Consider the following 20,271-nt stretch of genomic DNA (forward strand, 5'->3'; position numbering starts at 1 on the left):
AGAGAGACGCATGGCACATAAAAAAGCAGGGGGTTCATCCCGTAACGGTCGCGACTCCGCGGGCCGCCGTCTTGGCGTGAAACTCTATGGTGGCCAGGCGGCCATCCCAGGCAACATCATTGTTCGTCAGCGCGGCACCAAGTTCTGGCCGGGCCAGGGTGTTGGCATGGGCAAGGACCACACGATCTTTGCGACCGAAGAAGGTTCGGTCACATTCCACAAGGGTCTGAAAGGTCGTACATTTATCTCGGTGCTTCCGGTCGCGGAGGCTGCTGAATAAGCCGAACCACAAACGGGTTTTTCGAAATTCAGGGGGATCGGCGGAAACGTCGGTCCCTTTCTTCGTTTCCGCCCCCCGCAAACAGCGAGGACGGTCCAATGACAGACCACATCACAACCGAACGCCTGACCCTGCGCCGCCCCGAGATGGCGGATGCGGCAGCGATTGCCTCGCTTGTGGGTGATGTGGATGTGTCGCGCTGGTTGACCCGCGTGCCTCACCCTTACGGTCTGTCCGACGCTTACGGGTTCATTTCGGCTGTCCAGAATGGCAACGGAAACACCTTTGTCATATGTGTTGGCACACAGCTTGTGGGGTGCGTCGGTATCGAACGTGAGCTGGGCTATTGGTTAGGCAAGAACCATTGGGGCCGCGGTTACGCATCGGAAGCCTGCCGCGCGATGGTTGCGCGCCATTTCGCGCGAAGCGCTGAGGACTTGATCAGCGGACATTTCACGGACAACGGCGCATCGCGTCATGTGCTGGACAAGCTGGGTTTTGTGCAGACGTCCCAAGAGCAGGCGCGGTGCCCCGCGACCGGCGATTGCCACGTTTTGCAGAGGATGGTTCTGACACAATCGGCTTGGGGGGCAGGGGAATGACCACAATGACCAAGCCAATCCTGCGTGGTCCACGTGTCACGCTGCGCGATACGGTGCCGGGTGATGTTGATGCACGCTATGCCCTGGGCAATACGCCCGACATCGTCAAGATGTTCGGCGGCGATCCTGGTCAGGTGCGTGACATCACCCGTGACGCGGCAGAGTCGTGGGTGAAGACCGTAGCCGACGACAGCCATGCCTGGATCATCGAGGCCGGAGGGGCGTTGCTTGGTTCGCTCCGGCTTCACCTTATCAACTTTGCCGATAAGCGCGCATTGATAGGCATCGGCATTCTCGATCAAAACGCCCTCGGGCATGGCTACGGCACAGAAGCCATGCAGGTGCTGGCGACCCATGCCTTTGACACCATGGGCCTGCACCGGCTTGGCTGCCGGGTGCTGACATTCAACGAACGTGCGATTGCGGCCTACAAGAAGGTGGGCTTCGTGGTCGAGGGGCAGGAGCGGGAATCGGCCTTTATCGACGCAGAATGGCACGATGATCTGATCATGGGTCTGCTCGACCGTGATCTGGTGCGGTTGACATGAGTGTTGCCGCCGCCTCCTTTGCCGTCTTCGCGGCCAGCCAGGTTGGCACGCCTGGACCGGCGAACATGGCGCTGTTGGCGACGGGTGCGCGCTATGGGTTCACCGCGGCGTTGCCGTTCGTTGCGGGCGTGGCACTTGGCAAGCAGTTCATCATCTGGCCCGTCGGCTTCGGTCTGATGGAACTGGCAGAGCAGGCGCCATGGGTGTTCGAGATGCTCAAATGGGTCTCTGCTGCCTACATCATCTGGCTTGCTTGGAAAGTATCGCAGCTGCGGCTTGGCCCATCCGATCATGCGCCCAAAGCGCCGGGTTTTGTCGCGGGCTTGATCGTGCACCCGTTGAACCCCAAGGCGTGGGCAATGATCGTTGCGGGCTTCACGGGCTTCGTGACCCCCGGCACCGATCCTGTTATCGCAACAGCAACCATTGGCGGGATACTGCTGGCCACACAGGTGGTTTTGCACCCGCTTTGGACACTTGCGGGTGATCGTATTGCGCGCACCCTCGCAGGGACGGCGGCGGAACCTTATCTGATGTATTGCCTTGCGGCGCTTACCGTCGCATCGGTCCTGTTTGTGTTGTTCGGAGGAGGGATATGACGATGGAAATGGAGAAAATCGTGACCCAGGATGTGATCGAGACCGAGCGCTTCGTGCTGCGGCCTTTGCGCAAATCCGACATGGGCCTGATCGAAATGTATGCCAGCGACAAGCGCGTGGCTTGTATGACGGCGTCTATTCCACATCCCATGCCGCCGGGCTCAACCGAAGCGTTCGTCACGCGCGCGATGGCCGATGAACGCGACGAAGACGTGTGGGCGATGGATGGTCACAAGGCTGGCGGTACTGAGGTGATGGGCCTTATCTCTCTGACTCGCATGGACCGGAACCAGTCCGAAGTGGGCTATTGGGTCGCCCCGCCATTCTGGAATACGGGCCTTGCCTCGGACGCTGTGCAGGCGCTGGTCGAGGCAAACCCGATGGGCAATGACACCATGTTCGCCAGCGTGTTTCAGGACAACCCGGCCTCGGCCCGTGTACTGACACATTGCGGGTTCGAGTATTTGGGAGACGCCGAAAGCTTCTCGGTCGCGCGGGATGCGACGGTGCCTACTTGGACCTACAGCCGCAAACTCTGATTGCGGGGGACGCACCCCCGCGCTAGGACCACCCCATGAAGTTTCTTGATCTGGCCAAGGTCTACATCCGCTCGGGTGCAGGCGGGAACGGGTGTATTTCGTTCCGGCGCGAAAAATATATCGAATACGGTGGTCCTGATGGTGGCGACGGCGGCACGGGCGGCTCGGTCATTGCCGAAGCGGTCGACGGGCTGAACACGCTGATCGACTTTCGCTATCAGCAGCATTTCTTTGCCAAGAATGGCCAGCCCGGCATGGGGCGGCAGCGCACAGGCAAGGACGGTGACGACATCGTTCTGCGTGTCCCCGCGGGGACAGAAATTCTGGACGAAGACCAGGAGACGGTGATTGCTGACCTCGTGAACGTGGGAGACACGGTCGAGTTGGCACGGGGCGGCAATGGCGGCTGGGGCAACCTGCACTTCAAATCGGCCACCAACCAGGCACCGCGCCGCGCCAATCCCGGGCAGGACGGGGTGGAGCGGACCCTGTGGCTACGCCTGAAGCTGATTGCCGATGTGGGCCTGCTGGGACTGCCCAATGCGGGCAAGTCGACGTTCCTCGCCACCACGTCCAATGCGCGCCCCAAGATCGCGGACTATCCCTTTACCACGCTGCACCCGAATCTCGGCGTCGTGGGCGTGGACAATACGGAATTCGTCGTTGCCGACATTCCGGGCTTGATCGAAGGCGCAAGCGAAGGGCGCGGCCTGGGCGATCTGTTTCTTGGCCACGTGGAACGCTGCGCAGTGCTGCTGCACCTGATCGACGGGACATCGGAAACCGTTGCCGAGGACTACGCCACCATCATCGGTGAGCTTGAAGCCTATGGCGGTGATCTGGCCGACAAGCCGCGCGTGACCGTGCTGAACAAGATCGACGCGTTGGACGATGATCAAAGGGAAGAGGCCCGCAAAGCGCTGGAACAGGCATCGGGCGGCCCGGTCATGCTGATGTCGAGCGTTGCGCGCGAAGGGGTGACGGACGTACTGCGTGCCTTGCGCAGCCAGATCGACGACGACCGTTTGCGCCACAAACCCCAGGAAGAGGCGGAACCATGGCGTCCCTGACCACGGCCAAGCGGCTTGTGGTCAAGATCGGGTCGGCCTTGCTGGTCGACAGAACCACAGGCGCGCTGCGCACCGATTGGCTGGCGGCTCTGGCGCGCGATGTCGCCTGGCTCAAGGGGCAGGGAGTGCAGGTTGTGCTTGTGTCCTCCGGCTCCATCGCGTTGGGACGTGGTGTGCTGTGTCTGCCATCAACGGATCTGGCATTGGAACAATCGCAAGCGGCTGCCGCCGTCGGGCAGATTCGTCTCGCCCGTGCCTATGAAGAGGCCTTGGCCCCCCACGACATCACGACAGCACAGGTATTGATGACGCTGGAGGACAGTCGCGACCGGCGCCGGTACCTGAACTCACGCGCGACACTCGAGCAGCTGGTGGGTTTGGGAGTGGTGCCGATCGTCAATGAGAATGACACCATCGCCACCGACGAAATTCGCTTTGGTGACAACGATAGGCTGGCGGCACAAATTGCAGCCACCATTGGCGCGGACACGCTGGTTCTGCTGTCAGATGTGGACGGCTTCTATTCTGCAAACCCGGCGGTTGATCCCACGGCACAACGCTACACAACAATCGACCGCATCACGCCGGAGATTGAGGCTCAGGCGGGCGACGCAGGCTCTGGTCTGTCCAAGGGCGGGATGAAGACAAAGCTGATGGCCGCGAAAACGGCCACGGCAGCCGGATGCCGGATGGCGATCTGTCATGGCGCAGCGCTTCGGCCCCTGACGGCGCTGGAAAACGGCGCAAATGCCACTTGGTTTACGGCGACCCTTGACCCGCAAGCCGCCCGCAAGCGGTGGATTGCGGCGATGAAGCCGCTGGGTTCTGTGACGCTTGACGCCGGAGCGGCACAGGCTTTGCTCAATGGAAACAGCCTTTTACCTGCCGGTGTTCATGTTGTGAGCGGTGCGTTTGGACGGGGTGATCCCGTCTTGATCTCCGGCCCGGATGGACGCCAGCTTGGGCTGGGCCTGAGCCGTTATACTGCTGATGAGGCGCAGAAGATCAAAGGACACCGAAGCGCCGAGATCGAAGCGCTGTTGGGCTACCCGGGCCGCGCTGCGCTGATCCACAGGGATGATATGGCGCTGTGATCTTCTTCTGACTATAAATACGACCGCCGGAGGCATGGAAATCCTCTGGTGTACCGCCCGCAAAGGACGCGACACAATGAAAGACTTTGCTGACATTCCCACGCTAATGGCCGACATCGGCACGCGGGCGAAGGCCGCTGCCGCGACGCTTGCCTTTGCCAGTGCGGAACGCAAGCACGCTGCCCTGATCGCTGCTGCCGACCACGTCTGGAACAGCCGGGATGCTATTATCGTGGCCAATGACAAGGATATGGCCTTTGGTCGAGACAAGGGCCTGAGCGATGCCATGATGGACCGCTTGCGTCTCGACGAAGAGCGCATTCAGGGCATCGTAGATGGGTTGCGTGCGGTGGCGGAGCAAGCGGACCCTGTAGGGGAGGTCATGGCCGAATGGACGCAGCCCACCGGCCTCAACATCCAACGTGTCCGTACGCCGCTTGGTGTCGTCGGCGTGATTTATGAAAGCCGCCCCAATGTGACGGCGGATGCAGGCGCCCTGTGTTTGAAAGCCGGCAATGCTGTCATCCTGCGGGGTGGCAGCGAGAGTTTTCATTCGTCGGCAGCGATCTATGCTGCATTGCAGGCAGGCCTGAGCGATGCCAACCTACCCGAAGATGCCATTCAGCTGGTCCCGACCCGCGATCGCGCGGCGGTCAGCGAAATGCTGACGATGACCGACACAATCGACGTGATTGTGCCTCGCGGCGGCAAGGGGCTTGTCGGCCTGGTCCAGCGTGAGGCGCGCGTGCCGGTCTTTGCCCATCTTGAAGGCATCGTGCATATCTATGTCGACAAGGATGCCGACCCTGAGAAGGTTCTCAAGGTCGTTTTGAACGCCAAGACGCGGCGCACTGGCATCTGCGGGGCGGCCGAGTGCCTGCTGATCCACAAGGACATTGCGACGACCATCGGTCAAGGTGTGGTGAAGGCGCTGATGGACGCGGGCGTCCGGGTGCACGCGGACGTCGGACTGCAGACCATAGAGGGTGTACTGGCCGCATCAGAAGCAGACTGGGGCAAAGAATATCTGGACATGGACATTGCCGCGCGCATCGTACCTGATATCGACGCAGCCATCGGCCACATCCGGACCTATGGATCAAACCACACCGATTGCATTCTGACCGAGGATGCCAGCGCCGCAGCTCAATTCTTTGAACAATTGGACAGTGCCATCCTTATGCATAATGCGTCGACCCAGTTCGCCGATGGCGGTGAGTTCGGGATGGGGGCAGAGATCGGGATCGCGACCGGCAAGATGCACGCGCGCGGGCCGGTTGGCGCTGCGCAATTGACCAGTTTCAAATACCTCGTGCGCGGCGACGGGACCGTGCGGGCCTGATCGTCAGAACTGGATGGACAGACGTTCCGGCGTCACTTCAGTTTCGAGCGTTCTGTTGGCATCCCGGGCGACCTCATGCAGCAGGGCAAATTGAACGTGGGCGGGCGCCAACTCTTCCACGTCCTGCCCGGCGAGCAGTCCCCAAAGTCCGGCATCCACGCTTTGTTTTTCCGAATGACCGGTGATGTCCCAGGCGCCGTTGGAACAGGCAATCTCAATCCGGCCACCATAGGGCAGGCTGGTTTCCAAGCACTGTACTGCCAGAAACGCCATGCGCACGGCCCAGCGCGGCTGCGGGTCAAGCGGACCATAGACGACCTTGAGCCGTTCGCCTCGCATACTGTCGGATAGGATCGAAACAACTTCGGCCCGCCCGAGGGATTGATCGCTTGCGGCACCATAGGCGATGCGAAAAAACCGGATGCGCGCACTGGCGTTGCCAACGCTTTCGGAGATCAGGTCAAGCTCGGGCCCCTCACGCGCGTCAGACATGCCCAACAGTTCGAGCCCATTGTTGATCGCCCCGATCGGCGATATGAGATCATGGCAAATCCGGCTGCCAATCAGTGCCGCCAGGTTGATGTTACTTTGGCCCATCAGCGGCCCCCCAATTCAGAATTTGGTAAGGCCTCATCATGGAAGATCTGAACGCCATTCTGGCCCCCGGTATGTTCGTGCGTCATCCCCAGCATGAGGACTGGGGGATCGGACAGGTTCAAAGCAACATCGCGGGCAAGGTCACCGTGAATTTTCCCAATGAGGGCAAGGTGGTGATCGATGGGACGCGGGTTGCACTGATCCCTGTGTTTGATGCCTGAACATCCTTTCCGAATTGTTAACGTGTTGCAACCTGAGGTCGCATCTGGACCGGAATGCCTACCCAATTTCAAACGATCTCGCTAAACGGCCTGCGATGACCCTGACCCACGCGCCTGAATTTCGCGTCGCACTCGCCGACACTGACGCAGATCTGCGGGCTGCGCAGCGTTTGCGTTATGACGTGTTCGTCGGCGAATTGGGTGGCGGCGGGCCTCTGGTTGATCACGCGGAGCGCTTGGAACAGGACCGCTTCGACCCTTTCTTTGATCATCTTGTGCTGCACGACGATGCCGTAGGGCAGGTGGTTGCCGTCTACCGGATGCTGCGCGCAGAGCGGGCCGAGGCTGCAGGCCAATTCTATTCTGAGGATGAATACGATCTCTCACCCCTGCGCGCGACAGGGCGGCGGCTTCTGGAGTTGGGGCGATCCTGTGTACACGCGGACTATCGCGGCGGACCGGCGATGTATCACCTTTGGAACGGGCTGGCCGCCTATATCGAGAACCACGGGATCGAGATCATGTTTGGCGTCGCCTCGTTTCACGGAACGGATGTGCAGCGTTTGGCACAGCCTCTGTCTCTCTTGCACCACCGTCATCTTGCTCCGGAACATCTGCGTGTCCGTGCCCGCCCGCCGTATGCGGCTTCGATGAACCTTTTGCCGGAGACCGAGATCGACAGGCGCGCGGCGATGGTTCAGGTGCCGTCGCTGATCAAGGCTTATCTGCGGCTTGGTGGGGTTGTGGGTGAGGGTGCATATGTGGACCACAGCTTTAACACCACGGATGTTTGCCTGATCATGGACACCGCCGTGATGTCTGAGCGACAGAGGCGGATCTATGGGGCGCAGACATGAACATGACATGGGACGGAGCACCGCCGCCTGAGCATGTCGCGCGTGGCCCGCTTGCAATCCTACGCGTTTTCTGGCGCGGTCTTGGCATCCTTCTGATCATCCTTGGCGGGCTTGCGCTATTGCTGCCGTTGCGGCTGATCGAACGTCCGCTGTTCGGCCTGCACCGTCCTTGGACACCGTGGATCACGCAGTGCGTCTGCCGCATTTCGCTATTCTGGCTGGGGCTCGCGTACCGGCGTAGTGGCAAGCCAATGGAGGGGCAGGGGGCGATTGTGGCCAACCATTCTTCGTGGCTTGATATCTTTGTGCTGAACGCTGCGGACCGCATCTATTTCGTGTCGAAATCCGAGGTGGCGGGATGGCCCGGGATCGGTGCATTGGCACGCGCCACAGGCACGCTCTTCATCGCCCGGGACCGGCGCGAGGCCAAGGCGCAGACGGACCTGTTCGAGGAGCGGTTGCGGGCCGGTCAGCGGCTGCTCTTTTTCCCTGAAGGCACCAGCACCGACGGACTGCGCGTGTTGCCTTTCAAGACAACACTCTTTGCATCCTTCTTTGCCGATGAGCTGCGCCCGCACGTATCGGTCCAGCCGGTCACGGTGGTTTATCACGCGCCCCGGGGTCGCGACGCGCGGACCTATGGCTGGTGGGGAGATATGGAGTTTGGCACCCACCTGCTAGCCACGCTTGCGTTGCCGCGTCATGGCCATGTCGAGGTGATCTACCATCCGGCGATTTCGGTGTCGGATGTCGCGAACCGCAAGGCGCTGGCCGCTGCGGCAGAGGGGGTTGTACGCAGCAGTCATGGCCTTGCCTCAGATGAACAGAGCGTTAACGAAAGCGCCGAGATTTAACCCATTGTTGCGCAATGGGTCCTCCTATCGTTCGCTGCGGAGTGTGCGCAATGCGTACACCCCCTGTGCACCCCCCGTACACCGGTTGTGCACCGGGCTATGTGTTTGATGGATCTTGCGCACAATATATAGAGTTGGCCGATCCAAAGGCCGCGCTGGCGCGCGACGACGTTTTTTAGGGGCTCTGCCCCGTCCTGCGGACTCCCCGAAGTATTTTCAGCCAGAAGAAGGGGCATTGCGATTGGAGGGCATTTGGGGCTTGTCAATTGGGGGCTGCTGCCGTAAGGCCCGCGCATCAATCCGCAATTCGGGGCGGGCAGATGGGGGAGACATCCCCAAATGTCCACCGGTTGGTGCAGTCGCGCTGATACCCCGGACGAGGCGAAAACCGGAAAAAGGATAAAGCACATGGCTCTTCCCGAGTTCACCATGCGCCAGCTGCTGGAAGCAGGCGTTCACTTTGGTCACCAGACACAGCGTTGGAACCCGCGTATGTCGCCGTTCATCTACGGCTCGCGCAACGGCATCCACATCATGGACCTGACGCAGACCGTTCCTATGCTGGACCAGGCGCTGCAAGCGATCCGCGACACCGTTGCCAAGGGCGGCCGCGTTCTGTTCGTGGGCACAAAGCGCCAGGCGTCGCAGCCGGTGGCGGAAGCCGCTGAGAAATGCGCGCAGTATTATATGAACCACCGTTGGCTGGGTGGCACGCTGACCAACTGGCAAACCGTGTCGCAGTCGATCAACCGTCTGAAGTCTATCGACGAGCAGGCCGAGACCGGGTTCGAAGGTCTGACCAAGAAAGAGCGTCTGGGCATGGAGCGTGACCAGAGCAAGCTGCAAGCCTCGCTGGGCGGTATCCGCGAGATGGGCGGTCGTCCTGACCTGCTGTTCGTCATCGACGTCAAGAAAGAAGCGCTGGCCGTGGCCGAAGCCAACAAGCTGGGCATTCCGGTTGTGGCTGTTGTCGACACCAACTGCTCGCCCGATGGTGTGGACTACATCATCCCCGGCAACGACGATGCGGCCCGTGCCATCGCGCTGTACTGCGATCTGGCCTCGCGGGCGGCGCTGGACGGCATGAGCGCCCAACTGGGTGCGGCTGGCGTTGACCTGGGTGCGATGGAAGAAGCGCCCGTCGAGGAAGCTGTGGCTGAAGAGGCCCCTGCCGCTGAAGAAGCTGCAGCCGAAGCACCTGCCGAGAGCTGAAGCGTCACGGAACTGACATATGCGGCGGGCTAAGCCCTGCCGCATCACACACCTATTTGAGGAGAGCCAAAAGATGGCAATCACAGCAGCATTGGTGAAAGAACTGCGCGACAGCACCGGCGCAGGCATGATGGACGCGAAAAAAGCGCTGACCGAGACCGGTGGCGATATGGAAGCCGCCGTGGACTGGCTGCGCACCAAGGGTCTGGCGAAAGCGGCCAAGAAATCGGGCCGTACGGCTGCCGAAGGTCTTGTCGCCGTTGTCGTTGACGGTGGCACGGGTGTCGCGGTCGAGGTGAACTCGGAAACCGATTTCGTCGGCAAGAATGCCGAGTTTCAGGAGATGGTGTCGGGCATCGCCAAAGCGGCCCTGAACGTCGACGATGTGGAGGCGCTGGTTGCAGCCGATATGGGCGGCAAATCGGTCGCTGATGTGGTCACTGACAAGATCGCGACCATTGGCGAGAACATGTCTGTCCGTCGTATGGCCAAGATTTCCGGAGGCACTGTTGTGTCCTATGTCCACAATGCCGCGACTGCTGGGATGGGCAAGATCGGCGTACTGGTGGCCATGGATGGTGGTGACGAGGCGTTTGGCAAGCAGGTGGCGATGCACATCGCGGCCGTGAACCCTGCCGCTCTGTCCGAAGCTGACATGGACCCCGCCGTGGTCGAGAAAGAAAAGCAGGTCCAGATGGACATCGCTCGCGAGAGCGGCAAGCCCGAGCAGGTCATCGAAAAGATGATCGTGGGTCGGATGAAGAAGTTCGTGGCCGAAGCGACGCTGCTGAACCAATCCTTTGTTGTGAACCCTGACCTGACGGTCGAGGCCGCAGCGACCGAAGCAGGCGCGACCATCACCGGGTTTGCCCGTCTGGAAGTGGGCGAAGGTATCGAGGTCGAGAAAGAAGACTTTGCTGCCGAGGTTGCGAAAGCTGCTCAGGGCTAAGACCTCTCTTGCATTCAATTGGAAACGGCGCGTCCATGGGGGCGCGCCGTTTTGCTTTGGAGGTGGTGGTCATGCTGGATGTTGGGGATGGTCACCGGTTGTGGTTCGAGCAGAAGGGGCAGGGCGTGGATGCGCTGGTTCTGCACGGTGGGCCCGGATCGGTATGCCGACCGCAGCACTACGATTTGTTTGATCTGAACCGATACCGCGTGACCTTGTTGGATCAGCGCGGCTGTGGTCGGTCGACACCGTCTGCATCCGAAACACTGGCTGCGCTTGCATCCAATACGACGACACATCTGATCAGTGACATCGAAGCCCTGCGCATCCACCTTGGTGTCGACGCGTGGGTGCTGTTTGGTGGGTCCTGGGGCACGACCCTTGCCCTGGCCTATGCCCAGGCGCACCCAACGCGCGTGCGGGCGATGGTGCTGGCCGGGGTCGCCACCACGGCAGCGCGCGATCTGCAATGGTTGTATGGTGACATCGGGGCAATGTTTCCCGAAGCCTATGACGCATTTTGCGAGCATGTGCCGGGGGTCGGTGACAGCCCGCTCAAGACGCCCATGAGGATCAGGGCTTACGCTGATCTGCTGCGCGATCCGGATCATGCACAAGCCGCGGCTGATGCCTGGTGCCAGTGGGAGACAGCCATTTTCGGCGGCGACATTGGCGATCCGGCATCCCGATATGCAGACCCCGCCTTCAGGTTGGGCTTTGCCCGCATTGTGACGCACTATTTTGCACATGGCGCCTGGCTGAGTGACGATGAACTGCGCGAGAATGTCGCGATCCTGGCGCATATTCAGTGCAAGATGATCCACAGCAGGTTCGATCCGTCCTGCCCCTTACGTGGTCCCTGGGCTCTTTCAAGGGAGTGGCCAGCATCAGAACTCCGGGTTCTGGGGGGTGCGACACACTCAGCGTTGGATACGGAGATGACGGTGGCAATACGCGCGGCGACGGACGCTCTGGGCGTTTAGGGGGAAGTTGGGCGGGACCGCGTTTGGGGTCGCAATCCCGCCCGTTTGTCGGCGTCCTTGGCCACGGGGATGAGACACGTGGACGCTACAAATCCGACTCACCTGTCGATGAATAAACAGGTGAGCCGGCTCCGGATAACCGGTCGAAACGAAGAGCCCCCGAAATAATGAGAGATTCGCCTCGCTGTTCCCTGGCTAAAGCCACCACTCACGGAACACGCATACAATGACAAATTTAAGCGGGATTGGCAAAGTGGGGGATTCCTTACCTAACGGTCAAAAATTAGTATTGACGTAAGGTTTGTTGCAATTTTGTTTCAAAAGGGAGTGCCGGACCGGGACGGGTCAGATGCAAGAACTCCATATTTTCATAGAGAAAAGTGGCTTTCCAGCGGCTCCCATTCCGTATTGATTTCAAGCGTTTCGCGATCAAACATGAGAAGATTTCCGCCACCGCCGGGGCCTTGATCGTAGGTGCGCGTGATGGGATATCCCTTTGCTGCACAAAAAAGCAGCGTTCCAACGGCACCGTGTCCAACAATCAACACATCACCCTCCGGTGCTTCGCGCAATGCGTGTTTAACGCTGCCGAGAATCCTTGATTGTGCATCGACTGCACGTTCCCACCCGCGAATGGATTCTTTTGGATTTCCGAAGAATGCGTCAGCAACCTCTTCGAATTCGCTCGGCGGCAGAAAACCGGTCGAGGATCGGTCGTTTTCATAACCATCGGCGGCAATTCGCATATCCAAGCCGAGTGCGCGCGCAATAGGTGCGGCAGCGTCGCGCGCCTTGCGTTCGGGGCTGGAATAGACCGCTACGGTGTCGGATAGCCTGTCAGTCGCAACAGCCGCGAGCGCACTGATGCGGCTTTGCCCCACGGCATTCAGTGGCCACTGGGTTATTTCGACATCCGGGTCTATCTGAACCTGCGGGTGGCTCAGATAACGCAAGACTGCATTTGGCATCGGCTTATCAGCTAGGCTTCGAGAATGAACATCTGGTTCGCAAAGGCCGCCTTGAGTACGGCCTGTGCTGTGGTTTCAACGGCCAGCGCCTCGCGTGCAAGCCGCAAATGCTTTTCGACCGTGGCTGACGTCAAACCCATCAGCACTGCAATATCCTGCATCGTCTTGCCATCACCAACCCATTCCAACGCTTCGCGTTGCCGTTTGGTCAGCGACCGGTTGGGCGCGCTGTAGGGCAGGGTGAGAATCTTCAGGTGGGCCACGTTATTCATCAGGTGGATGTCGCGGCCGTGCTCAGCCCAGATCGCATCGACATCTTCCTGGGTCATTCCCTCGCGCGCTGTCAGTGCGATCGCTCCCTTGGACCGCGCCGATACGGACTTGAAGCTGATTGTGTAGCCTGCGGTAACGCCCATGGAGTAGTTGAACTCCAATACACGCTGTTCCGATGGCGTGAGCGTTTGGGTCGATTGCATCTGTGCCAGGATGCCCCAGCTGCATGCACCTTCGTTGTTCAGGGCCCAATTGACCATCGGCGCGTGGACATAGTGCTGTTCGCCCAGAAAGGTGTCGGTGTATTCCTTGGCATGGTTTGTCAGGATAATGAAATCTTCGGGGTCGCCCAGCGACGTGCCCGAGCGGTAGCGCGTAAACCCGTAGATCAGTCGGTCGAAACCATATTCTTCCATCTTCCGGGTGTGGGCTTCCCACAGCTCTTCGATGGTCTGGCAATTCGACAACCTGTGCAGATAGCTTTTCACGTGCGTCCCCCAAGATGCCCGATCAATGCGTCAAGAGCCAAAGTATACCCAGCAACGCCGAAGCCGCAAATCATACCAACGGCCACGGGGGCGATATAGCTGCGGTGTCGAAACGTTTCACGCGCATGGATGTTGCTGAGATGCAGCTCGACCACGGGCAATTCAGCTCCGAGAATCGCGTCGTGGAGCGCGATGGACGTATGTGTATAGGCTCCGGCATTGAGCACGACACCGTCATGGGTGCCCTTGGCTGCGTGGATCGCATCGACAAGCGCACCTTCGTGGTTTGACTGTGCACAGGTCACGTCGAAACCGTTCGCGGTGCCGTGGTCACGGCATATCTGTTCCACCTCCGGCAGCGTGGTGGCGCCGTAGATCTCAGGTTGGCGTGTACCCAAAAGGTTCAGATTGGGCCCATTTAGAACCAGGACGGAAGTCATGGGGAATACCTTGATGTTCCAGTGGTGTTAGCGAGGTTTCACCACATATGTCCAGTAGTACGTTATGGCTCTGGCAGAAACAGGGCCAATCCAAGCCATTCTGCAACAAGTGCCGGGGTGTCGACATCTGCAATTTCAATGGTCAGTTCGAGCGTGCGCAGGATTTCCGTGTCCGTGCGCTTGGTTGTATTGATCAGCGTGAAGCGGCCCCGAACCCGATGTCCGGGGCGCACCGGGGTCAGAAAGCGCAACCGGTTGAAGCCGTAGTTAATTCCCATGTGTTGCCCCGGCAGAAGCGGGAAGCAATCATACGCGAAGCGTGATGCAAGGCTGAGCGTCAGAAACCCGTGCGCAATCGTGCCGCCCAGATCCGTTTCCGCTGCGCGTGCGGTGTCGACATGGATCCATTGATCGTCATGTGTCACCTGGGCAAACTGGTCGATCATGGTTTGGTCGATGCCAATCCACTTGGACACGCCCACCTCGGTGCCGATCTGCGCCGTCATGTCGGCAAGGGCGCGATCAATGCTCATGGATCGGCCCCGACCCGAACCATGCGCTTGCCCGTATTGTCGCCGCTGAGCAGGCCAATCAACGCTTGCGGGGCGTTTTCCAGTCCTTCAACGATGTCTTCGGTCACCTTGATCTTGCCTTGCGCGACCCAGGCTTGCAGGGCGCGGGTTGCCTTGGCGTCGTCACGGGCGAAGTCCATGACAATGAACCCCTCCATACGCAGCCGTTTGACCACGACCACACCCGGCAAGTTCCGCGGACCGGTCGGGTGTGTTGTGTCGTATTGGCTGATCGCGCCGCAGCATACGACACGACCCCGCTCGTTCATGAGCGCCAGCGTGGTTTCGAGGATCTCTCCGCCGACATTGTCGAAATAGACGTCGATCCCATCCGGACACGCGCTGCGCAGCGCTTTGAAGACGCCACCTGCGCGGTAGTCGACGCAGGCATCAAAACCAAGCTGGTCCGTCACGAATGCGCATTTCTCAGGCCCGCCCGCGATGCCCACGACCCGGCAACCGAGCGCCTTGCCGATCTGGCCCACGTAGCCGCCCACAGATCCCGCTGCGGCGCTGACCACGATGGTTTCACCAGCCAGCGGTTGCCCAATTTGCATAAGGCCATGAAAGGCTGTTTTGCCCGCGATGCCGTAGACGCTGAGCAGGTGGCTGATCGGTTGCACCTTGGGCAGTTTCTGCAGCTTATGGGCCGGGCGTATCACGTGGTCGGCCCAAACGCTTTCTGCCGCGACGATGTCACCAGGGACAAGGCGGGGCGACTTGCTCTCCATCACTTCGCAGATGGCGTATGTGGGCATGGCATCGCCCGCGTTGACTGCATCACGATAGGTGGCGCCCTGCATCCAGGAGCGGTTTGCCGCATCGATGCTCATCAGGATCGTACGCAGCAGCACCTCACCGTCTTGCGGCGTCGGCATGGGCACATCCTGCAACTCGAAATGTGAGGGTTCGAGCGCGCCTTGTGGCAGACTGGCGACAACAATCTGGCGGTTGGTCATTGAACGGCTCCTGTATATGAAGGGGTATGACGAAAGAGTATCGGCAACCTGTTTATGCGCCGCCTGTCGGGGCGGCAGATCTGTACTTGATCAGGCATGGCGAAAGTGCCCCCGCGCGACCGGGCGTGTCCTTTCCAATGAAGGATGGGCATGGGGATCCACCGCTTCACCCACAAGGCGAACGGCAGGCGGTTGCGGTCGGAGAGCGCCTGAAAAACGAAGCATTTGCTGCGCTTTACGTGACAAAGCTGACGCGAACGCATCAAACCGCAGCGCCGCTGGCAGCGCATTTGGGGCTGACACCGATTGAGAACCCGGATCTGCACGAGGTGCACCTGGGGGATTGGGACGGCGGTCTGTACCGGATCAAGGCCGCGGAAGGCGACCCGATCTATGCACATGTGCGGGAGATACAGGATTGGGCGCCCATTCCGGGTGCTGAGACGCGCGATGCGTTCTTTACCCGCGTTCGCAAAGGGTTGATGGACATCGCTCGCGCACACAGGGACCAGCGCATTGCAGTCTTCGTGCACGGAGGGGTGATTGGCGCGGCGCTTGCCGTTGCCTCTGGCGCTGAACCGTTTTCCTTTCTGGGTGCTGCCAACGGATCGATCAGCCGACTGGTCATCCACGATGAGCGAATGAGTGTGCGGGGGTTCAACGACACGCAGCATCTTTCCCACCTCTAGGAGTTCGTCAGCACCACTTTCCCCAATACCTTGCGGTCTGCGATCAGGGCCAGCGCCTTGGCCGCCTCCTGCATCGGGAAGCTGGCCGAGATGCGCGGTTTGACTTGCCCTTTTTCATACATATCAAAGAGCTCCGAGACGTTCTGCATGTGCGCAACCGGGTCACGATAGATGGATGCGCCCCAGAAGACTCCGACGATTTGGCATGATTTCAGCAAGGTCAGGTTGAGGGGGATCGACGGGATGCCAGCCGGAAACCCGACAACGAGGAAACGGCCGCCCCATCCCATGGAGCGGATTACCGGTTCGGCATAGTCTCCGCCCACCGCGTCATAGGCGACGTTTACCCCGTCAGGCCCTGCCACCTTCTTGATGTCTGCCGACAGCGCTTTCTGGGCATCCCGATCCATCTGGCGCGGGTAGATGATCGCGGCATCTGCGCCAAGCTCGCTGCAAAAATCGGCCTTCTCCTGCGAGCTGACCGCAGCGATCACACGCGCGCCTGCAGCCTTGCCCAACTCGATGGCAGCCGCCCCGACGCCACCCGCGGCGCCCAGAACCAGCAGAGTTTCACCCGATTTCAATTCTGCACGGTTTTTCAAAGCGTAGTGCGACGTACCGTATGTGAAAATGAAACATGCCGCATCCTCGAAGGGCATGTTGTCCGGTATCTTCACACACGCCATGGCCTGGGCACATAAATGCGTTGTGAAACCACCAAAACCGGTCATGGCCAGCACGCGGTCACCTACTGCGAGGTTGGTCACGCCTTCGCCCAAGGCTTCAACCACCCCCGCGACCTCGCCACCGGGAGCAAAGGGGCGGGGCGGCTTTACCTGGTAGAGATCACGTATGATCAGGGTGTCCGGAAAGTTCACGCCCGCCGCTTTGACGGCGATTCGCACCTCACCCTTCTTCGGTTCGGGCACTGGCCCCTCTGTCCATTCCAAGGTTTCGGGCCCGCCGGGGGCGGTGCTGAGCATGGCGTGCATATCGGGTCCTCCCACCCATGACGTAACGGCAGGGGTGCAAACCGTCTGCCTTTGCCACATCCTGCAGTTGAGGAGATGCTGCTGTAAAGCGGCAAGCCCGGGCGACGTAACGGTAGCCTGCGCAAGGGAGGATAAGCGATGGACCCCAAGACCCTGTTTTCGTTGGAGGGCAAGGTGGCCCTTGTCACCGGTGGTGCGACCGGCATCGGGCGGATGGCCGCCACCGGGCTGATGATGGCTGGAGCGCGCGTGCTGATCGCGAGCCGCAAGGGCGATGCCTGCGAAGCGGTGGCGGCCGAGTTGAATGCGTTGGACGCGCCCGGATCGGTCGAGGGTTTTGCAGGTGATCTCGGCAGCGAGGAGGGGATTGCTGAGCTCGTTGCAGAGGTCACGGGTCGCACGGACCACTTGCATATCCTGATGAACAACTCCGGCGTGACGTGGGGCGCGCCGATGGGGCAATTCCCTCATGCTGCGTGGGAAAAGGTGATGAATGTGAACGTCGCCGCGATGTTCCACCTGACGCAGTCGCTGCTGCCTGTCCTGATCAAAAGCGGGACCGCCGATGACCCTGCGCGCGTGGTCAACGTGGGCTCTGTCATGGGAGAGGTGCCGCTGGGAGACGGCGCTTATTCTTATGCCGCGTCCAAGGCTGCGGTGCTCCACATGACCAAGATCATGGCCAAGGAGCTGGCGCCACACAATGTCACCGTGAATGCGCTGGCACCGGGGCCTTTCGTGTCGAATATGACGGCGTTTGCGACGGCTGATGAAGACATGCGCGAAAAGGTCGGCGCCGACGTGCCGTTGGGCCGCGTTGGGCGTGACGAGGATATCGCGGGCTGCATGCAGTTCTTGTGCGGGCGTGGCGGCGCCTATTTGACGGGGGCGGTTCTGCCGGTGTCGGGTGGCGTTCAGGTGATGACCGGGCCAAACCTCTTCCGTGCGGCCCTGGGCGGATGATCCGCTTCGACGATCATGTTGCGATCGTCACCGGGGCGGGCGCCGGGCTGGGCCGGTCGCACGCGCTTGGACTGGCATCACGGGGTGCGAAGGTCGTGATCAACGACATGCACGCGGCGGATGAGGTTGTGGCTGAGATCGAGGGTGCCGGAGGCGAAGCGCTCGCTTTGCCGGCGGATGTCTCCGACGCACGTGCCGTCGCCGACATGGTCGCGCAGGTCATGGACCGCTGGGGCCGGATCGACATTCTGATCAACAATGCAGGCATCCTGCGGGACAAGACCTTTGCCAAGATGGACATGGCCGATTTCGCCAAGGTCATCGACGTGCATCTGATGGGCACGGCGCTGTGCTGCCATTCTGTCTGGCCGATCATGCGGGCGCAGGGCTATGGTCGGATCGTTCTGACGTCGTCCGGGTCGGGGCTCTACGGGAATTTCGGTCAGTCGAACTACGGTGCGGCCAAGGCGGCGATGGTGGGGCTGATGAATACGCTTCACCTTGAAGGCGCGCGAGACGACATCCGCGTCAACACGCTCGCCCCGACTGCCGCCACGGCCATGACGGAAGGATTGTTGCCAGACGCGGCCTTTGCGCTTTTGCAGCCGGAAACGATCACTCCCGGCGTGTTGTATCTTGTGAGCAAGGACGCACCGAGCCGCACGATTCTGTCGGCGGGCGGAGGCACCTTCGCCGTGACGCAGATCACCGAAACCAAAGGGGCGCTGATTGAGGGTGACATCACGCCGGAAGCTGTAGCGGCTGCATGGTCGACGATCACCGACCCGACTGGTGCCGAACCGCTAGAAAACGCATTTGCCCAGACCCGCAAATACGCGCTGCGCGCGGCGAAAGCGCAGGGGGTGACGCTTGACTGGTAGTCGCCGATCCTTCTTCATTTCGCCAAACAAACCGCGGGGTCCGGGGCAGCGCCCCGGTCCTGACTTCTCAACACACAAGGACATCTGATCATGCGCGACGCTGTTATCGTCTCCACCGCCCGCACGCCCATCGGCAAAGCCTATCGTGGTGCATTCAACGCGACGCCGCCCCAGACGCTGGCCGCACACGCCATCGAACATGCGGTCAAGCGGGCGGGACTTGAAGGGGCAGAGGTGCAGGACGTGATCATGGGTGCCGCGCTCCAGCAAGGCCACCAGGCGGGCAATGTTGCGCGACAGGCGGCGATCCGTGCCGGCCTGCCGGTGACCGTAGCGGGCATGAGCGTGGATCGGCAATGTGCGTCGGGCATGATGGCGATTGCCACCGCCTCGAAACAGGTGGTGCATGACGGCATGGACGTGGTTGTGGGCGGGGGTGTCGAGTCCGTCTCGATGGTGCAGACGCAGGAGATGCGGACCCATGCCGATCCGTGGCTGAAGCAAAACAAGCCCGAGATTTACATGACCATGCTGGAGACTGCCGAGACCGTTGCGGCCCGTTACGGTGTGAGCCGCGAGGCGCAGGATCGCTATGCGGTCCAGAGCCAGGCGCGCACCGCTGCCGCGCAGGAGGCGGGGAAGTTTGATGATGAGATCGTCCCGCTCTCCACGGTGATGAAGTTTCAGGACAAGGAAACCAAGGCCATCTCGGAGCACGAGGTGACGCTGGAAAAGGACGAGGGCAACCGGCCCGGTACAACCTATGAAAACGTCGCCGGGCTGAAGCCGGTTTTTGCGAACGGCATCCATGTGGAGCAGGGTGAATACATCACCGCGGGCAACGCCTCCCAGCTGTCGGATGGCGCATCTGCTGCTGTCGTGATGGAGGCGTCGATGGCTGAGAAGAAGGGGCTCACGCCACTGGGTCGTTGTGTCGGTGTCATGGCCGCTGGGTGCGAGCCGGATGAGATGGGGATCGGACCCGTTTTTGCCGTGCCGAAGCTGCTTGAGGCGCATGGGCTGGGCATGGACGACATTGGACTGTGGGAGTTGAACGAGGCGTTTGCGGTTCAGGTGCTCTATTGCCGCGATACGCTTGGCATTCCGGACGAGTTGTTAAACGTCAACGGTGGGGCGATTTCCATCGGGCACCCGTACGGCATGTCTGGCGCGCGTATGGTCGGTCATGCGTTGATCGAGGGGAAGCGGCGCGGTGCCAAACATGTGGTTTGTACCATGTGTGTGGGCGGCGGCATGGGTGCTGCTGGCCTGTTCGAGGTGCTGTGACCGTGGCGCGAG

25 protein-coding genes are annotated in these 20,271 nt (G+C 60.7%); 18 read left to right on the top strand and 7 right to left on the bottom strand.

Annotation, left to right across the window (positions count from 1 at the left end):
* The first annotated feature begins 10 nt into the window (after window positions 1-10).
* The 8 genes from rpmA to KUV51_RS05980 all read left to right on the top strand — a co-directional run bounded on the left by rpmA (window position 11) and on the right by KUV51_RS05980 (window position 6,074).
* Window positions 11-280: a 50S ribosomal protein L27 gene (gene rpmA / locus KUV51_RS05945; protein ID WP_039686907.1), complete on the top strand. Its 270-nt coding sequence runs from the start codon at window positions 11-13 to the stop codon at window positions 278-280.
* Between the two features lie 98 nt (window positions 281-378).
* Window positions 379-882 (top strand): GNAT family N-acetyltransferase, encoded by a 504-nt coding sequence (locus KUV51_RS05950; RefSeq protein WP_222520653.1) that lies wholly within the window; start codon window positions 379-381, stop codon window positions 880-882.
* 5 nt (window positions 883-887) lie between these two features.
* Window positions 888-1,430 (top strand): GNAT family N-acetyltransferase, encoded by a 543-nt coding sequence (locus KUV51_RS05955; RefSeq protein WP_222520654.1) that lies wholly within the window; start codon window positions 888-890, stop codon window positions 1,428-1,430.
* Complete coding sequence (locus tag KUV51_RS05960; RefSeq protein ID WP_222520655.1) at window positions 1,427-2,029, top strand: LysE family translocator; 603 nt, start codon at window positions 1,427-1,429, stop codon at window positions 2,027-2,029. Before KUV51_RS05955 ends, KUV51_RS05960 begins: the two co-directional genes overlap by 4 nt.
* 2 nt (window positions 2,030-2,031) lie before the next feature.
* Entirely contained in the window at window positions 2,032-2,568 is a 537-nt protein-coding gene (locus KUV51_RS05965; RefSeq protein ID WP_222521258.1) for a GNAT family N-acetyltransferase, read from the top strand.
* Between the two features lie 35 nt (window positions 2,569-2,603).
* Window positions 2,604-3,638: a GTPase ObgE gene (gene obgE / locus KUV51_RS05970; RefSeq protein ID WP_222520656.1), complete on the top strand. Its 1,035-nt coding sequence runs from the start codon at window positions 2,604-2,606 to the stop codon at window positions 3,636-3,638.
* Window positions 3,626-4,732, top strand: a complete 1,107-nt coding sequence (gene proB, locus KUV51_RS05975) for a glutamate 5-kinase (RefSeq protein ID WP_222520657.1) — start codon at window positions 3,626-3,628, stop codon at window positions 4,730-4,732. The genes obgE and proB overlap by 13 nt, the downstream gene beginning before the upstream one ends.
* 76 nt (window positions 4,733-4,808) lie before the next feature.
* Complete coding sequence (locus tag KUV51_RS05980) at window positions 4,809-6,074, top strand: glutamate-5-semialdehyde dehydrogenase (protein WP_222520658.1); 1,266 nt, start codon at window positions 4,809-4,811, stop codon at window positions 6,072-6,074.
* Window positions 6,075-6,077: 3 nt separating this feature from the next.
* On the opposite strand, the gene KUV51_RS05985 is transcribed toward KUV51_RS05980, so the two are convergent.
* Window positions 6,078-6,671 (bottom strand): histidine phosphotransferase family protein, encoded by a 594-nt coding sequence (locus tag KUV51_RS05985; protein ID WP_222520659.1) that lies wholly within the window; start codon window positions 6,669-6,671, stop codon window positions 6,078-6,080.
* Between the two features lie 38 nt (window positions 6,672-6,709).
* Here KUV51_RS05985 and KUV51_RS05990 point away from each other — a divergent pair, with 38 nt between their 5' ends.
* The 6 genes from KUV51_RS05990 to KUV51_RS06015 all read left to right on the top strand — a co-directional run bounded on the left by KUV51_RS05990 (window position 6,710) and on the right by KUV51_RS06015 (window position 11,747).
* Window positions 6,710-6,892 (top strand): DUF3553 domain-containing protein, encoded by a 183-nt coding sequence (locus tag KUV51_RS05990; RefSeq protein ID WP_222520660.1) that lies wholly within the window; start codon window positions 6,710-6,712, stop codon window positions 6,890-6,892.
* A gap of 95 nt (window positions 6,893-6,987) precedes the next feature.
* Window positions 6,988-7,749, top strand: a complete 762-nt coding sequence (locus KUV51_RS05995; protein ID WP_222520661.1) for a GNAT family N-acetyltransferase — start codon at window positions 6,988-6,990, stop codon at window positions 7,747-7,749.
* Window positions 7,746-8,603, top strand: a complete 858-nt coding sequence (locus KUV51_RS06000; protein ID WP_222520662.1) for a lysophospholipid acyltransferase family protein — start codon at window positions 7,746-7,748, stop codon at window positions 8,601-8,603. Before KUV51_RS05995 ends, KUV51_RS06000 begins: the two co-directional genes overlap by 4 nt.
* Before the next feature lie 408 nt (window positions 8,604-9,011).
* Entirely contained in the window at window positions 9,012-9,815 is an 804-nt protein-coding gene (gene rpsB, locus KUV51_RS06005) for a 30S ribosomal protein S2 (RefSeq protein WP_222520663.1), read from the top strand.
* Between the two features lie 73 nt (window positions 9,816-9,888).
* The gene (gene tsf / locus KUV51_RS06010; protein ID WP_222520664.1) at window positions 9,889-10,764 is read left to right on the top strand and encodes a translation elongation factor Ts; all 876 of its coding nucleotides are present in this window, start codon (window positions 9,889-9,891) and stop codon (window positions 10,762-10,764) included.
* A 35-nt stretch (window positions 10,765-10,799) separates the two neighbouring features.
* Window positions 10,800-11,747: an alpha/beta fold hydrolase gene (locus KUV51_RS06015; protein ID WP_222520665.1), complete on the top strand. Its 948-nt coding sequence runs from the start codon at window positions 10,800-10,802 to the stop codon at window positions 11,745-11,747.
* 368 nt (window positions 11,748-12,115) lie between these two features.
* On the opposite strand, the gene KUV51_RS06020 is transcribed toward KUV51_RS06015, so the two are convergent.
* The 5 genes from KUV51_RS06020 to KUV51_RS06040 all read right to left on the bottom strand — a co-directional run bounded on the left by KUV51_RS06020 (window position 12,116) and on the right by KUV51_RS06040 (window position 15,447).
* Entirely contained in the window at window positions 12,116-12,700 is a 585-nt protein-coding gene (locus tag KUV51_RS06020; protein WP_261385661.1) for a histidine phosphatase family protein, read from the bottom strand.
* Window positions 12,701-12,726: 26 nt separating this feature from the next.
* A complete protein-coding gene (locus tag KUV51_RS06025; protein WP_222520667.1) occupies window positions 12,727-13,476 on the bottom strand; it encodes a LuxR family transcriptional regulator in 750 nt (249 codons plus the stop codon).
* Entirely contained in the window at window positions 13,473-13,916 is a 444-nt protein-coding gene (aroQ, locus tag KUV51_RS06030) for a type II 3-dehydroquinate dehydratase (RefSeq protein ID WP_222520668.1), read from the bottom strand. Before aroQ ends, KUV51_RS06025 begins: the two co-directional genes overlap by 4 nt.
* 62 nt (window positions 13,917-13,978) lie before the next feature.
* Window positions 13,979-14,449, bottom strand: coding sequence for a MaoC family dehydratase (locus KUV51_RS06035; protein WP_222520669.1), 471 nt, complete (start codon window positions 14,447-14,449; stop codon window positions 13,979-13,981).
* Window positions 14,446-15,447, bottom strand: a complete 1,002-nt coding sequence (locus KUV51_RS06040) for an NADP-dependent oxidoreductase (RefSeq protein WP_222520670.1) — start codon at window positions 15,445-15,447, stop codon at window positions 14,446-14,448. The genes KUV51_RS06035 and KUV51_RS06040 overlap by 4 nt, the downstream gene beginning before the upstream one ends.
* Before the next feature lie 26 nt (window positions 15,448-15,473).
* On the opposite strand from KUV51_RS06040, the gene KUV51_RS06045 reads away from it, so the two are divergent.
* Window positions 15,474-16,136, top strand: a complete 663-nt coding sequence (locus KUV51_RS06045) for a histidine phosphatase family protein (protein ID WP_222520671.1) — start codon at window positions 15,474-15,476, stop codon at window positions 16,134-16,136.
* Here KUV51_RS06045 and KUV51_RS06050 read toward each other — a convergent pair.
* The gene (locus KUV51_RS06050; RefSeq protein WP_222520672.1) at window positions 16,133-17,128 is read right to left on the bottom strand and encodes an NADPH:quinone oxidoreductase family protein; all 996 of its coding nucleotides are present in this window, start codon (window positions 17,126-17,128) and stop codon (window positions 16,133-16,135) included. The two genes, KUV51_RS06045 and KUV51_RS06050, sit on opposite strands and share 4 nt — an antisense overlap.
* Window positions 17,129-17,266: 138 nt before the next feature.
* On the opposite strand from KUV51_RS06050, the gene KUV51_RS06055 reads away from it, so the two are divergent.
* The 3 genes from KUV51_RS06055 to KUV51_RS06065 all read left to right on the top strand — a co-directional run bounded on the left by KUV51_RS06055 (window position 17,267) and on the right by KUV51_RS06065 (window position 20,259).
* Window positions 17,267-18,091 carry an SDR family NAD(P)-dependent oxidoreductase gene (locus tag KUV51_RS06055; RefSeq protein ID WP_222520673.1) on the top strand — a complete coding sequence of 275 codons (825 nt, stop codon included), beginning with the start codon at window positions 17,267-17,269 and terminating at the stop codon, window positions 18,089-18,091.
* On the top strand, window positions 18,088-18,972 hold the full coding sequence (locus KUV51_RS06060) for an SDR family NAD(P)-dependent oxidoreductase (RefSeq protein WP_222520674.1): 885 nt from the start codon (window positions 18,088-18,090) through the stop codon (window positions 18,970-18,972). The genes KUV51_RS06055 and KUV51_RS06060 overlap by 4 nt, the downstream gene beginning before the upstream one ends.
* Window positions 18,973-19,062: 90 nt before the next feature.
* A complete protein-coding gene (locus KUV51_RS06065; protein WP_222520675.1) occupies window positions 19,063-20,259 on the top strand; it encodes an acetyl-CoA C-acyltransferase in 1,197 nt (398 codons plus the stop codon).
* Window positions 20,260-20,271: the final 12 nt, after the last annotated feature.

The organism is Tateyamaria omphalii (genome assembly GCF_019802125.1).
GTDB classification, from domain to species: Bacteria; Pseudomonadota; Alphaproteobacteria; order Rhodobacterales; family Rhodobacteraceae; genus Tateyamaria; species Tateyamaria omphalii_B.

Coding starts and splice junctions, on each gene's coding strand:
- KUV51_RS06040 (WP_222520670.1), bottom strand. CDS start 15,447: ATGACCAACCGCCAGATTGTTGTCGCCAGTCTGCCACAAGGCGCGCTC.
- KUV51_RS05990 (WP_222520660.1), top strand. CDS start 6,710: ATGGAAGATCTGAACGCCATTCTGGCCCCCGGTATGTTCGTGCGTCAT.
- KUV51_RS05995 (WP_222520661.1), top strand. CDS start 6,988: ATGACCCTGACCCACGCGCCTGAATTTCGCGTCGCACTCGCCGACACT.
- KUV51_RS05985 (WP_222520659.1), bottom strand. CDS start 6,671: ATGGGCCAAAGTAACATCAACCTGGCGGCACTGATTGGCAGCCGGATT.
- KUV51_RS05965 (WP_222521258.1), top strand. CDS start 2,032: ATGGAAATGGAGAAAATCGTGACCCAGGATGTGATCGAGACCGAGCGC.
- KUV51_RS06035 (WP_222520669.1), bottom strand. CDS start 14,449: ATGAGCATTGATCGCGCCCTTGCCGACATGACGGCGCAGATCGGCACC.
- KUV51_RS06055 (WP_222520673.1), top strand. CDS start 17,267: ATGGACCCCAAGACCCTGTTTTCGTTGGAGGGCAAGGTGGCCCTTGTC.
- KUV51_RS06015 (WP_222520665.1), top strand. CDS start 10,800: ATGGGGGCGCGCCGTTTTGCTTTGGAGGTGGTGGTCATGCTGGATGTT.
- rpsB (WP_222520663.1), top strand. CDS start 9,012: ATGGCTCTTCCCGAGTTCACCATGCGCCAGCTGCTGGAAGCAGGCGTT.
- KUV51_RS05950 (WP_222520653.1), top strand. CDS start 379: ATGACAGACCACATCACAACCGAACGCCTGACCCTGCGCCGCCCCGAG.
- KUV51_RS06000 (WP_222520662.1), top strand. CDS start 7,746: ATGAACATGACATGGGACGGAGCACCGCCGCCTGAGCATGTCGCGCGT.
- KUV51_RS06060 (WP_222520674.1), top strand. CDS start 18,088: ATGATCCGCTTCGACGATCATGTTGCGATCGTCACCGGGGCGGGCGCC.
- proB (WP_222520657.1), top strand. CDS start 3,626: ATGGCGTCCCTGACCACGGCCAAGCGGCTTGTGGTCAAGATCGGGTCG.
- aroQ (WP_222520668.1), bottom strand. CDS start 13,916: ATGACTTCCGTCCTGGTTCTAAATGGGCCCAATCTGAACCTTTTGGGT.
- obgE (WP_222520656.1), top strand. CDS start 2,604: ATGAAGTTTCTTGATCTGGCCAAGGTCTACATCCGCTCGGGTGCAGGC.
- KUV51_RS06045 (WP_222520671.1), top strand. CDS start 15,474: ATGACGAAAGAGTATCGGCAACCTGTTTATGCGCCGCCTGTCGGGGCG.
- rpmA (WP_039686907.1), top strand. CDS start 11: ATGGCACATAAAAAAGCAGGGGGTTCATCCCGTAACGGTCGCGACTCC.
- KUV51_RS05955 (WP_222520654.1), top strand. CDS start 888: ATGACCAAGCCAATCCTGCGTGGTCCACGTGTCACGCTGCGCGATACG.
- KUV51_RS05960 (WP_222520655.1), top strand. CDS start 1,427: ATGAGTGTTGCCGCCGCCTCCTTTGCCGTCTTCGCGGCCAGCCAGGTT.
- tsf (WP_222520664.1), top strand. CDS start 9,889: ATGGCAATCACAGCAGCATTGGTGAAAGAACTGCGCGACAGCACCGGC.
- KUV51_RS05980 (WP_222520658.1), top strand. CDS start 4,809: ATGAAAGACTTTGCTGACATTCCCACGCTAATGGCCGACATCGGCACG.
- KUV51_RS06050 (WP_222520672.1), bottom strand. CDS start 17,128: ATGCACGCCATGCTCAGCACCGCCCCCGGCGGGCCCGAAACCTTGGAA.
- KUV51_RS06065 (WP_222520675.1), top strand. CDS start 19,063: ATGCGCGACGCTGTTATCGTCTCCACCGCCCGCACGCCCATCGGCAAA.